Genomic DNA, 13,329 nt, shown 5'->3' on the forward strand with positions numbered 1-13,329 from the left:
ACATGACGCCCTGGCGCGTGGGCAAGCACGTGCGCGTGGGGCCATGGTGACGGCCGCAGCGGCGGCATGGGGGGCGGTGGAGGCCATCCCGCCGATGAGCCCCCACGGCCGAAGGCGACTCCCTGCCTGCGAGCGCCCGGGGTGGAGCAGCGCGCTTTCAAGGCAAATGCAGGAGCACCAGGTTGACCCTAGGACTGCGCTCACACCTGTACTCTGATGCCGCCCGGATGATGGGGGATGCTGCGAGCACGGACGTTCAGGTCGTCCGGGCGTGAGCCGGGTGTTGACGCGGCACCAGAGAGGCAGCTTCCAGCAGGGAGCGAGCACAGCGGGCGGCGGAGCGCGGGCATCCCCAGACGTCCGCGTTCCGCAGTGGAGCCGGGCAGCGAGGGGAACCAACGGGCCGCCGGAAAGGCGGCCCTTTCCGCGCACTTGTCCCGCAAAGTCGTTTGCCTTCCCGGCGCGACGCGCCCTATGTTACCAACAACTTGATTTTCATGAGCTATCCATGACCCGCATGCGCCTAACCGAGCAGGACATCTGCAACAAGCTCATCACGCCAGCGCTGCAATCCGCCGGATGGGACCTCCATGGGCAGATCTTCCAGGAGAAGTACCTGACCGACGGGCGGATCACCGTCCGGGGCAAGATGACTTCGCGGGGGAAGCGGAAGCGGGCCGACTACGTACTCTACCTCAAGCCGAACATCCCGATTGCCGTGGTCGAGGCCAAGGATGGCGGCCATGCTGTGGGGGACGGGATGCAGCAGGCGCTGGAATATGCCGCGATGCTGAAGGTGCCCTTCGCCTTCTCCTCCAACGGCTCCGACTTCGTGTTCCACGACCGGACAGGCCAGTCGGCTGACCTGGAAACCACGCTGCCGATGGACGGGTTCCCGTCACCGGCCGAGCTGGAGCGGAAATTCCGGCAGTGGAAGGGCCTCTCCGACGCCGAGGCGGAGGTGGTTCTCCAGAGCTACTACGACGACGGCAAGGAGCCCCGCTACTACCAGATGAACGCGGTCAACAGCGCCGTGGAGGCCATCGCCAAGGGGCAGGATCGCGTCCTCTTGGTGATGGCCACGGGCACCGGGAAGACCTTCACGGCCTTCCAGATCATCTGGCGGCTGTGGAAATCCTCCTGGCGGCAGGGATCGAAGAAGCGCATCCTGTTCCTCGCCGACCGGAACGTGCTGGTCGACCAGACCATGGTCAACGATTTCCGCCCCTTCGAGGGCGCGATGGCCAAGCTCTCGGCCAACTCCAAGACCATCGAGCGGGCGGACGGATCGAAGGTCGGCCTGACCCTCGCCATGGACAGGAAGCGGCGGATCAACACCGCCTACGAGATCTATCTCGGGCTCTACCAGTCGCTCACCGGGCCGGAGGAGCACCAGAAGATCTACAAGGACCTGTCCGCGGACTTCTTCGACCTGATCATCATCGACGAGTGCCATCGCGGCAGCGCGGCCGAGGATTCCGCCTGGAGGGAAATTCTTGCCCACTTCTCCAGCGCCACCCAGATCGGCCTGACGGCGACCCCGAAGGAGACGGAGTATGTCTCCAACATCAGCTACTTCGGAGAGCCGGTCTACACCTACTCGCTGAGGGAAGGCATCGAGGACGGCTTCCTCGCGCCCTACAAGGTGATCAAGGCGCATATCGATCGGGACATCGAGGGCTACCGGCCGGAGCGTGGTCAGACGGATCGCGACGGCAACGAGGTCGAGGACCGGATCTACAACACCCGCGACTTCGACCGGACCCTGGTGCTGGACGACCGCACGAAGATCATCGCCCGCCGGGTGACCGAGTTCCTGAAGCAGAGCGGCGACCGCATGCAGAAGACGATCGTGTTCTGCGTGGACCAGGAACACGCCGCCCGCATGCGCCAGGCGCTGATCAACGAGAATGCCGACCTCGCCCAGGAGAACCCGCGCTACGTCATGCGCATCACCGGCAACGACAAGGAGGGTCTGGCCGAGCTCGCCAACTTCATCGACCCCGAGGTGCGCTACCCCGTCCTCGTGACGACCTCGCGGCTGCTCAGCACGGGCGTGGACGCCCAGACTTGCCGCCTGATCGTGCTCGACCGCGAGGTCGGCTCGATGACCGAATTCAAGCAGATCGTCGGGCGGGGCACGCGCGTGCACAAGGACACGGGCAAGCTCTACTTCACCCTGATGGATTTCCGCGGGGCCACCAGCCATTTCGCCGATCCCGACTTCGATGGCGATCCGGTGCAGATCTACGCGCCCGGCGAGGATGACCCGATCACGCCGGAGGAGGATGCACCAACGGACGGGACCGACGCCATGGACGGCGAAGACCAGTCCCCCGAGCCGCGGGACGAGCGCCCCGGCAGGGACGGCCCCACAGAGCCTCTGCGCAAGATCTACGTGGACGGCGTCGGCGCGGTGATCGTCCGCGAGCGTGTCGAATACCTCGACGCCAATGGCCGCCTCATCACCGAGAGCCTGCGCGACTTCACCCGCAAGCACCTGACCCGCCGCTACGCCACCATGGACGACTTCCTGCGCCGCTGGAACGCCGAGGAGCGCAAGCAGGTCATCCTGGAGGAGCTGGCCGAGGAAGGGCTCGACCTGGCTCTCATCGGTGCCGAGCTGGGCCAGGACCTCGACCCGTTCGACCTTGTGCTGCACATCGCCTTCGGGGCCAAGCCTCTGACCCGGAAGGAGCGGGCCGAGAACGTCCGCAAGCGCGACGTCTTCAACCGCTACGGCGAACAGGCCCGCGCCGTGCTCGACGCGCTTCTCGACAAGTATGCTGACGGTGGCTTAACAGACTTTGAAGATACAAAAATCCTTCACATAAACCCCTTTTCGGGTATGGGTATGCCTGTTGAACTTATGCGCGCCTTCGGAAAGAAATCAGACTACTTGCGAGCAATGCAGGATTTGCAGACCGCGTTGTACAGCGAGGCGTCCTGATGGCAATTAATATTAACGATACCGTTTATCTGCCACGAGATATTTTAGGGCTGGATCCAAATAATGCATCCCCATTTTTTCAGACTACGGTCAGGGAAAAGCAGGGAAAATCGGTTCGTGTAGATCATCCCGATGGGAGCCTTTCTGACTTTATTGGCACAAAGCGCATTTGGAAGAATTTTGGAATTCTAATAATTCGAATTGGTGATTTCCAAGAGGACTACCTTCTCGAACCACTTGCTAAATCCATCCTCAATTACTCTCGGATGCTGCTTCCCCCTGACGCAGTTAGGTTAGTCGAGCTGCGAACAGTGCTGGAGTTTTCGAAGCTTTGGGAGAAATTCCATGGGATGTGTCAACAAGTCGTAATTGTTGGTCATGGCTCAAAGAAGGGCATATTCTTTGGGGATGACGAGATCGCTGCGGCTGATTTCATCAAGCTCTTCGAAGCGCCCAATCCTCAGCCGAAGGAGTTAGTGAGTCTTGCCTGCAATACGGGCTATGCCGGGTTTGGACAACTGGTCTCAAATTCTAAAAAGATAAGCCACTGTATCGCGCCATTTCATCAAGTCCATGGCTGTGTTGGGTCTTTATTTGCGGCGACTTATCTTCACGAAAGGATGTTGGCCTTCCAATCTCCAAAGATTGCATTTAAGCACGCTCGGAAAGACCTTGTCGGAGCCACGAGCTTTCGTCTTTGGGAAAATGGAAAACTTACTGCGGGGCCAATTTAAATGTCCATGAGAAACCTCGTCAAGACCATCCAGGACGTAATGCGCAAGGATGTGGGCGTCGACGGCGACGCGCAGCGCCTGTCCCAGCTCGTCTGGATGTTCTTCCTCAAGATCATCGACGACCAGGACGAGGCGCTGGAATTCGAGCGTGACGACTACACCTCCCCCATCCCGGCGGACCTGCAGTGGCGCGCCTGGGCAGGGGACCCCGAGGGCATGACCGGCGACGCGCTCCTCGGCTTCGTCAACGACACGCTCTTCCCCACGCTCAAGGAACTCCCCGCGACGCGGCCGCGGGCGCGCGTGGTCCGCTCGGTCTTCGAGGACGCCTACAACTACATGAAGTCCGGCCACCTGATGCGGCAGGTGATCAACAAGATCAACGAGGTCGACTTCAACTCGCTCAGCGAGCGCCAGCACTTCGGCGACATCTACGAACAGCTGCTGAACGACCTTCAGAATGCCGGGAACGCGGGCGAGTACTACACGCCACGCGCCGTCACCTCCTTCATGGTCCAGCAGATCGACCCGCAGCCGGGCGAGATCCTCATGGACCCGGCCTGCGGCACCGGCGGCTTCCTCACCTGCGCCATGCGCCACATGCGCGACCGCCACATCCGCCGCCCCGAGGACGAGGCGCTGATGCAGGCCTCCCTCCGCGCCGTGGAGAAGAAGCCGCTGCCGCACATGCTCTGCACCACCAACATGCTGCTCCACAATGTCGAGAAGCCGTCATGGGTGCGCCACGACAACACCCTGGCCCGCCCGCTGGCCAGCTGGGCGAAGGACGAGCGCGTCGACATCATCCTCACCAACCCGCCCTTCGGCGGCAAGGAGGAGGACGGGATCGAGGGCAACTTCCCGCAGTTCCGCACCCGCGAGACCGCCGACCTGTTCCTCGCCCTCATCATCCGCCTGCTCAAGGACGGGGGCCGTGCGGCGGTGGTCCTGCCCGACGGCTCGCTCTTCGGCGAGGGCATCAAGACCCGCCTCAAGGAGCATCTGCTGGCCGAGTGCAACCTGCACACCATCGTCCGCCTGCCGAACTCGGTCTTCAAGCCCTACGCCTCCATCGGCACCAACCTGCTCTTCTTCGAGAAGGGCGTGCCCACGCAGGACATCTGGTACTGGGAACACCGCGTCCCCGAGACCCAGAAGGCCTATTCCATGACCCGCCCGATCCGGCTGGAGCATCTCGACGACTGCGCCGCCTGGTGGGGCGGGGCAGCGCGCGAGGGCCGCGAGGAAGGCGAGCGTGCCTGGAAGGTCTCCATCGCCGAGATCCGCGAGCGGAACTTCAACCTCGACATCAGGAACCCCCATGTCGTGGCCGAGGACTGGGGCGACCCCGAGACCCTGCTGAACGAGCTGTCCAAGGCCGAGACCTCCGTGGAAAGCCTGCGGGCCGAGCTGAAATCCATTCTCGAAGAGGCGCTGGCGCGATGAACGCGGAACAGTTGCTGGCAGCCTACGAGCGGATCAGCGAGGCCCCGGACGCCATCGCGCGGCTGCGGCGCTTCGTGCTGGATCTGGCGGTGCGGGGGAAGCTGGTGGAGCAGGACCCGGCGGATGAACCTGCGTCGGTGCTGCTGAAAAAGATTGACGCGGAAAAGGCGATAATCCTCAAGGCGACCGGCATGCGCAAGCCTCGGCAAGCGCCGGAGATGAACCCAAGCGACATACCGTTCTCGCTTCCGCGCGGTTGGTCGTGGACGCAAATTTCTGACTTGGGGTTCATTTCTCCAAGAAATGATGCGCCTGATGCCGAGATGGCTTCCTTCGTGCCCATGCCTATGATTTCGGCCGAGTATGGGATTGCGAACGAACACGAGCCCCGATCGTGGGGGGAGATCAAGAAAGGCTACACGCACTTCGCGGAAGGCGACGTAGGTCTCGCGAAGATCACACCCTGCTTCGAGAATGGGAAATCCACGGTTTTCAGGGGATTGACCGGCGGCTTTGGCAGCGGCACGACCGAGTTGCACATCCTTCGGCCTGTACAGGTGTGCCCCGACTTCGTGGTCCTGTTCCTGAAGAGCCCCCACTACATTGAGACGGGGATTCCTCGGATGACGGGCACCGCGGGTCAGAAGCGGGTGCCCACCGAGTACTTCACAAGCTCGCCCTTCCCGCTCCCACCCCTCGCCGAGCAGCACCGGATCGTGGCCAAGGTCGATGAGCTCATGGCGCTCTGTGACCGGCTGGAGGAGGCCCGCAAGACCCGGGAGGAGACGCGCGACAGACTCGCCGCCGCCAGCCTCGCCCGCCTGACCGCGCCGGACACCACGGCCGAGGACTTCCCCGCCCACGCCCGCTTCGCCCTCGAAGCCCTCCCGTCCCTGACCACCCGCCCCGACCAGATCAAGCCCCTCCGCCAGACCATCCTCAACCTCGCGGTCCGGGGCAAGCTGGTGGCGCAGGACCCGGAGGAGGAACCGGCGTCCGAATTGCTGAACAAGATCCAAGCACTCAGAAAGGCACTCGCAGCGAACGAAGGTGTGCGAAAAAAGAAACCAGTCGAGCTACTCGCGGATATGGACGCGCTCGGCCTCCCGGTTAACTGGGCAGCTGATGCTTTCGCGAACCTGATCGATCCGAGAGCCACCATCTCTTATGGCGTGCTTGTTCCGGGGCCGGATGTCGAAGAAGGCATCCCGTTTGTGCGGGCCCAAGACCTGATGCTCGATGGTCACCCAGATAGGCCCAGCAAAACAATCGCACCCGAGGTCGAAGAGAAATACCTGCGTACGCGGTTGAGCGGCGGCGAAATCCTTTTGTGTGTAGTTGGCAGTATAGGCAAGCTTGGCGTTGCTCCGTCACATTGGGCGGGAGCGAACATTGCTCGCGCCGTAGCCCGGATTTCGCCAGTTGACCTCGTACATAGAGGATATCTTCTTCTTTTCCTGAGGTCTGACCTTGCACAAGGCTATTTCGAGGAGGCTACCAGAACTCTCGCACAGCCTACCTTGAATGTCGGCCTGATCGAAAAGCTGCCGGTTCCGCTTCCACCTCTCGCCGAACAACACCGCATCGTGGCAAAGGTCGACGCCCTCATGGCCCTCTGCGACCGGCTGGAGGCCGCCCTGGAGAGCGCCGACACCACCCGCACCCGCCTCCTCGAAGCCCTCCTCCACGACGCCCTCGCCCCCGCCCAGGACACCCTGGAGGCCGCCGAATGACGCTCGCTCCGAAAGATGCCGAAGCCGCGCTCTTGGCTCGGTATGGGGGGCCTGCGAAAGTTGCGACCAAAAAGGTGATTGGCTTTCGGACACCGGTAGGGCGCCTCCTTGCCTTCGACCTGCTCGCGAAGAAGACCCGCATCTGGTTCCAGCCACCGGCGCCTCCGCCGCTAGATGGTGTCCAGCTGTTGCCGAAGCCCGATAACGGACACTCGAACCTCGATCCCTTCAAGCCGCTGAAGCATCCCGGAACACAGAGGGTTTTGATCGACTCTCTGGAGGCGCTACTTAGGTTCGTGGACTGGTACGATGGCAAGCCGACCGCCGCTGCAATTGCTCCGGCGCTGGTTTCAGCACCCGTGGCGACGGCCAGATCTCCCGGGCCTAGCGCCAGCGACGCGACACCGACGGATGACGAGGACGAACAAGCCTATTCTCCCTCCCGTGGTTTTCCGGGCTCGGAGGGTACGTATACTGCCACCCGGAAGGATGGGGATACCTTCCTGTACCTCGCGAAGTACGAAGGTGACGGAAACTGCCTTCTGAGCCGGGCCAAGCTTCCCGGCAACGGCTACTCAGTCCTAAAGATTGGCGTCTCGAACGATCTTCAGAGGCGTCTTAAGGAAATCAACCTAGGCTTCCCTCCGGCTGCCAAAAAACGCTGGGCCATCGCGCATGCGGTGACCTTCGAGAACCGGAAGGCTGCCGAAGATGCGGAGCAGGCGTTCAAGGACAACAGCGCCCCCAAGCTGGAAAGTCTTGGAGACGAGTACTTCTGGGGCGAGGAAAGCGACGCATTGCAGATCTGGGCGAGGATTGCGGGGGTTGTACAGCCATAGGCCTGTAGCGAGGTCTGCGCCTTATGCTGATTAGCGCCCGCCGGGGTCATCTCCTCCGGCGGGCAGGATGCACCTTCACTCGGCCATGATGGTCTCGGGCGCAGGGCCGCCGTCGAGCCAGGCCTCCAGCGGGGTCATCGGGTCGAGGGAGGACCAGTTCACGCCCTCCGGTCCCGGCAGGATGCCGCAATGGTCGAGCCCCGGGATCATGAAGAGCTTCACGCTCTCGTTCAGCGCCGCCTCGGTCCCTGCCTTCTCGGCCGCCTTCCGGTACCAGTCGACCGTCTTGTAGGGCGTCACGATCGCGTCGGCCCAGCCGTGATAGACGATCATCTTGCCGCCCGCCGCGCGGAAGGCCGAAAGGTCCGCGCTGTCGCCGTTATAGGTCGCGGCCGCCGCCGCCATCCGTGCCGGATCGGTCTCGAAGTCGAAATCGAGCGGCGCGTAGTCCGCGCCCGGGTCCGGATCGAAGGCCATATGGCGGGTGAAGCCGGTCGCGAAGCCCTCTGCCAGGCTGGCCGCGCCGTCCTTGCCGGTCAGCCAGAGCCACCAGAACGGCTCGGACCCCTCGGGGATGCCGCCGGGATAGAGCTGCTCTCCGGTGGCGTTCCGCGGTCCCTGCCGCCATTTGGCGAGCGTCGCGAGCTGCGCCTCGCTGAGACCCAGGCCGGAATAGTCGACCTCGCAGGCGCGCGGGTCTTCGATCCTTCCGTCCTCGGTGCCGTCCGCGGCATCGCATTGCGCGATCACCGCGTCGCCGATCAGCTTCGCCTCCTCCGGGCCGAGGATGCGGCTGCCGTCGGGCGCGGTGTTGGCCTGCAGCACCCAGGACATCGCGGTGCCGACGAGGCCCGGATAGTCCATGGCGGGTGCGCCGGAGATGATGCCGTCGAACATCCCGGGATAGCGCTCGGCGGCGACATGGGCCATCCGCCCGCCGGTCGAGCAGCCCTGGAAGATCGCGCGGGTTTCCGGCGCGCCGTAGAAGGCCTCGACCAGGAGGTTGGCGACGCGGTTGGTCTCGCCGATCGAGCGCCAGCCCCAGTCGCGCTCGGCCCCCGGATTGGCCTCGGCCCAGCTCGCATCCGTCACCGAGAGACCGAGATGGCCGCTGTCCGAAGTGGCGGTGGCGTAGCCGCGCTCCAGTCCCGGGCGCATCGCGTTGACCCAGGACGCGCCGCCTTCGGCGCGGCCGAGGATGCCGCAGAATCCGCCGCAGCCCGCCTGGTAGAGGCCGCCGTTCCAGCCCTGCAGCGGCAGGCGGACCTCGATCGAGATGGCGGGTAGCGCGGTGGCGCGCACTTCGCAATAGGGCGGCAAGCCTTCGGGGGCGAGGGCGCGGGCCGAGGTGACATGGCCGCCCGGAAACACGGTGTCGCGGAGCGCGGCGCAGGCCTCGGGCGACGTGTCGGCGAAAAGGGGGGATGCGCTGGCCAGCAGGACCAGCGTTGCCGCCGTGATCTTCATGGAAATTCTCCCTGGTTCTCCCGCCCGCAGGATTGCCCGGGCGCGGAGTCGCCTCAAGCTTCTTGTGGGGTAAGGAATGCCCTGCCGCAGCGTCGGACGGCGCGCGCGTGGCGTCAGCCCTGAGCGTGGAAGACGACGGCAACCCGGTCGAGAATGCCGGGATCGGCCTCCGCGCTCTCCTCCAGCGCGTGACGGTACATGGCGTCCAGGCGGGCACGAGTGAGCTCGACCAGTGCCTTGGGCTGTTTCAGGAAGCCGGTGACCACGTCGGCGAGGCCGAGATAGTCGGGGATGCTCTTGCCCGCCCGGGAGCGCTCCGCAAGCTTGCGCTTGGCCTCGATCCAGAACGGGTCAAGCTCGGCGGCCCAGGCCTCGGCCAGCCGCTCCAGCGCCGGGAGCGGCAGCATGCCGAACAGCGCGTGGCCCTCGTCGGCGATCTCGCCGCCGGTCAGGAATTCCGCGAGGGTGGAGAGCAGCGAGAAGACGCGCGCAGGCCGGATGTCCCACGGCCGGAGACTGTCGAGGATATCGCCCAGGTCCGTCAGCGCAGCACTGAACTCGTCCATCGTCGGCCGGTGCTGGTGGCGGCCACGCCGGACGGTCTCCCGCCAGGCACGCCAGAGAAGCTGCGCAATGACGACCTGGTCGCCGATGATCTCGCGCTGCCCTTCCCGCTCCAGCACCGCGAGCAGGCGCGGCGGCTCGCTCCTTGCGTCGGTCGTGCTCGGGAGGCGGCTGCCGAGCACCAGCACGGTCAGCGGCATGTCGGTGGCCAGGAGGCAGAGCTCGGAGCCCCAGAGGGTCTTGGGGCTAGCCCGGCGGATCTCGTCCAGCAGCCCGTGCGGCAAGGCGCGAGCAAGCTCTTCCAGCCGGTCATACATGTTGTCCCGGCGGAGCGGGCGCTTCGAGCGCGCCTGCTCCAGCACGAGGTCCGTGAGATCACCGGCGGCAAATTCCTTGAGCTCGGTCGGCAGTTCCTCGGCACCGACGCCGGACAGCATGGCGATGCCCTCGATCCGGTCTCGCGCCTTCAGGTCCGAGCTCAGCACGAGGCCGGGAAGGTCGAAGGTGTAGTAGTGGACACGCGCGTGCGGGCTGTCGATCCGGTCGATGCGGCCGAGGCCCTGGATGAGGCTCTTGATGTCCGAGGTCACGCCCAGGATCCCGAGTGCGGAAGCCATCTGCAGGTTTATGCCCTCGGCCATCTGGAAGGTCATGAAGAGAGCGCGCTTGCGCCCGCGGTCGGCCTTGCCACCGTCCCGCCCGAAAAAGTCCTGTGCCTCCTCGCCCCGGCGCAGCCGGTGAATGCCGGGTGGCGTGCCATGGGCCGCGCCGACGGCCAGCAGGAAGATGTCGGTGTCCTTGCCGCTCCGGTTCCGCAGGAGGCGGGCATAGCGTTCCAGAACCCCGATGCGCTCGGCCAGGAAGATTGCCTGGCCATGGTCCGCGACGATGCGGGCCATCTCGTCGGCGCGGGCCTCGTCGACACGGTCGAGGTCTGGCCGATCCAGAAGCGCGCCGATGCGGTCGCAGATCGGGGTCGTGCTGTCTGGCGGTGCTGTCTCTCCTGCCAGCGCTCCTTCGGGGACCGGCAGGCGGCCGCTGTTCTGGCGCTCTGCCCGGCGCAGGCTCTCGCCGATACCCGCCCGGCCGCGCTGGTCGCTCTCGGGATCGCGCTCGCGCTGCCATTCCTCGCGCGCGAATCCGGGCGAGGCCCGCAGCAAGGCGAGGAAGTTGCGGATGTGGATGCGGGACTTGTCGTGAAACCGGATCTCGCTGATCTGGGCGCGCTTGGGCTCGGCCGAAACCAGCGTCGTGCCTGTCACGATGGCTTCAGCAAGGCGGCGGATGCGCTGGATGATCTCCGCCTGCTCCTGGCTTAGTTCGGTGTCGCGGCGGTGGTTCTCGACCGGCGGGTAGGCAAGGCGCGTGCGGTCGGCGCTCTCGCCGATGCAGTCGCGCTGCCGCCGCACGACATAGGGGGCAAGCGCGGCCGAGAGATCGGCCTGGATGTCGTGGGAGGTGAGCTTGCGCTCGGCCATCTCGGCTTCGCGCTTGGCCTTCTCCGCGGCCAGCCAGTCGGGCGTCTGGAACAGGTCCTGCTGGACATGGCTGCGGGCCATGCCGTCGCTGATGCGGGAGATTTCGTCGAGCAGCCCGGCGCGCTCGGTGACCTTTCCCATGGCAGCGTTGATCTTGCCGGTGATCTGCGGCGGCACGTAGATGGAGGCGCGCTTCTCGTGAAAGGCGAGCAGACCGTCGAGGCCTTGGTTGCCCATCAGCGTCGCGGACAGGCAGGCGGTCCAGATGGCCGGGCTCTGCTCGAAGACGGTCGCCCGTGTGGAGGGTGCCAGGTAGCGCGAGCTGAGCCGGTGGCTCTCGTCGACGATCAGTGCGGAGGCTGCGCGCACGACGCTGTTCACCTCCTCCAGCTCGGCCTCCGCCTCGCGCTTCTTCGACAGATGGCTGTGCTTCACGAGTTCCAGATGCGGCGGCTTGGAGGCCTTCCAGTTGCCGAGGACGCTGGCCGGGATGAGCGCAAGCGCCCCCTGCCGCATATCGCCGATCCGGGTCTCGCCCTGTCCGACCGCGCCCCTGTGCAGCTCGGGCAGGACGGTGGCAAGATGCTTGCCGATGTCGGTCTTGCCCGCTCCGGTCGGCGCCTCGATGAAGGCGAAGCCGTGCTCGTAGATCGTCCCCGCCGCCTCGTAGACCAGATCGGCCTGATAGGGTTGCGGCACCCGCCCGGTGATCCTGTTCTCCTCCACGCGCCAGAGCCGGTGCGCAGTCATCTCGTGCACGGTGCGCGCCACCGCTTCCTCAGGGCTGACCATCCGGATCAGCCCGCGCAGGATGGCAAGCGCCTCCTCGGTCCAGTCGCTGCCGAGCTCCCAGAACCGCTCGGCCGCCTCGCGCCGGGGCGTGGAAAGCGCAGGATGCGCGGTGGCATCGTCGACGAATTCGAGGTTCTGCGCGAGCCCGCCGCGCGAGAAGTTGGCGCTGCCCGAGAGCACGAAGTCCTCGCCGACGAAGAGCTTGGCATGCAGCATCGGCGGCGCGCGCCCGATGGCGGCACGCGCCCGCTCGCGGTCGAAGATGCGCAGCGCGATGATGCCGCGCTCGATCGCGTCCATCGTGAGCACCGCGTTGAGCTCGGACATGTCGGCGAGGGAGAGGCCGCGCGCGCCGAGATAGTGGGCGCGGGCCTCCTCGCTGACCGGGCGCGTGTCGCCGCCGATCCTGCGCGTGGCCTCGCTGTTCGAGCCGAAGACGATGCGGATCGACCCCGGGGGCCGCGCGTGGAGGTCCGGCACGCTGCGCGTGATCAGCGTCATGGCGGACAGGAAGTCCTGGTAGCCGGTGACGACAAGGCAGGCAGGAGACCTCAGGCAGCGCGCGACCAGCCGCTCGACCGGCTCGCCGCAATTGTCTGCCCAGCTGGACATGGCGCTGGCCGGACCCGGCTCGGCCTCGCCGGACTTGCGGGCGAGGAACCGCGAGAGAAAGGATCTGCTGCTCATGTGCCCGCCCGGAACGTCTTGCCGCAAAATTCTTTCTCCCAGCTAACGATGCTCCGGGCCTTGGCTCAAGCGCTCCGTTGGGAGAGGTGCGCGTGCGTGGCCGGATGAACGCGCGTAGCGCGAGGCGATGCCGGGCTGGCCGCCGCACCGGGACGAAAGCGCGGTGGCAATGGGCTAGGGTTAGCCCACCGGATTTCCATGGAGGAACACGTCGTGCCGAGGGCTGACATCGAGAAGCGGACCGAGTTTGCGCTTGCCTATGCCGAGCTTGGCAACGCCACCCAGGCCGCGCTCAGGGCGGGCGTGCCACGCTCCTCAGCGCACAGCATGGGCTACAGGTGGCTGCGCGACGACCGTGTCGTGGCGATGATCCGTGACGCGATCGACGAGCGGCTGAAGGCGCTCGGTCCGCTGGCGCTGCGCGTGATCGAGGACATCCTGCGGAGCGAGAGCGCGTCGCCGCAGAGTATTCATCCGGCGAGGGCCGCCTGACGGGTTTGGCGCTTCGGTGATAGGTCCGACCTTATGCGCGACCTTATATTCGAACCCAAGATTGAAGTCCTGTCAGCGGCGGACGGCGTTCGCCGACGGCATTGGGACGACGCGGACAAGGTCCGCATCGTCGAGGAGAGCTTGCGT

The 13,329-nt window shown here is 65.3% G+C and carries 8 protein-coding genes; 6 read left to right on the forward strand and 2 right to left on the reverse strand.

Going from position 1 to position 13,329, the window contains the following annotated elements:
• The first annotated feature begins 508 nt into the window (after window positions 1-508).
• From hsdR to FGX59_RS30960, 5 genes are read left to right on the forward strand one after another with little or no spacing between them, the layout of a single operon-like run.
• Complete coding sequence (hsdR, locus tag FGX59_RS30940; protein ID WP_138471646.1) at window positions 509-2,950, forward strand: EcoAI/FtnUII family type I restriction enzme subunit R; 2,442 nt, start codon at window positions 509-511, stop codon at window positions 2,948-2,950.
• Window positions 2,950-3,684 carry a hypothetical protein gene (locus tag FGX59_RS30945; RefSeq protein WP_138471648.1) on the forward strand — a complete coding sequence of 245 codons (735 nt, stop codon included), beginning with the start codon at window positions 2,950-2,952 and terminating at the stop codon, window positions 3,682-3,684. The genes hsdR and FGX59_RS30945 overlap by 1 nt, the downstream gene beginning before the upstream one ends.
• Window positions 3,685-5,130, forward strand: a complete 1,446-nt coding sequence (locus FGX59_RS30950) for a class I SAM-dependent DNA methyltransferase (protein ID WP_138471650.1) — start codon at window positions 3,685-3,687, stop codon at window positions 5,128-5,130.
• Entirely contained in the window at window positions 5,127-6,863 is a 1,737-nt protein-coding gene (locus tag FGX59_RS30955) for a restriction endonuclease subunit S (protein ID WP_138471652.1), read from the forward strand. The genes FGX59_RS30950 and FGX59_RS30955 overlap by 4 nt, the downstream gene beginning before the upstream one ends.
• The gene (locus FGX59_RS30960) at window positions 6,860-7,702 is read left to right on the forward strand and encodes a GIY-YIG nuclease family protein (protein ID WP_138471654.1); all 843 of its coding nucleotides are present in this window, start codon (window positions 6,860-6,862) and stop codon (window positions 7,700-7,702) included. The genes FGX59_RS30955 and FGX59_RS30960 overlap by 4 nt, the downstream gene beginning before the upstream one ends.
• A gap of 75 nt (window positions 7,703-7,777) precedes the next feature.
• Here the strand turns inward: FGX59_RS30960 and FGX59_RS30965 are convergent, their stop codons facing one another.
• Complete coding sequence (locus FGX59_RS30965) at window positions 7,778-9,169, reverse strand: tannase/feruloyl esterase family alpha/beta hydrolase (RefSeq protein ID WP_138471656.1); 1,392 nt, start codon at window positions 9,167-9,169, stop codon at window positions 7,778-7,780.
• 113 nt (window positions 9,170-9,282) lie between these two features.
• On the reverse strand, window positions 9,283-12,690 hold the full coding sequence (locus tag FGX59_RS30970) for a phospholipase D family protein (RefSeq protein WP_138471659.1): 3,408 nt from the start codon (window positions 12,688-12,690) through the stop codon (window positions 9,283-9,285).
• 213 nt (window positions 12,691-12,903) lie between these two features.
• On the opposite strand from FGX59_RS30970, the gene FGX59_RS30975 reads away from it, so the two are divergent.
• On the forward strand, window positions 12,904-13,182 hold the full coding sequence (locus FGX59_RS30975; RefSeq protein ID WP_206078483.1) for a terminase small subunit: 279 nt from the start codon (window positions 12,904-12,906) through the stop codon (window positions 13,180-13,182).
• The last annotated feature ends 147 nt before the right edge of the window (window positions 13,183-13,329 follow it).

It is taken from the genome of Poseidonocella sp. HB161398 (assembly GCF_005870025.1).
Lineage (GTDB): Bacteria > Pseudomonadota > Alphaproteobacteria > Rhodobacterales > Rhodobacteraceae > Mangrovicoccus.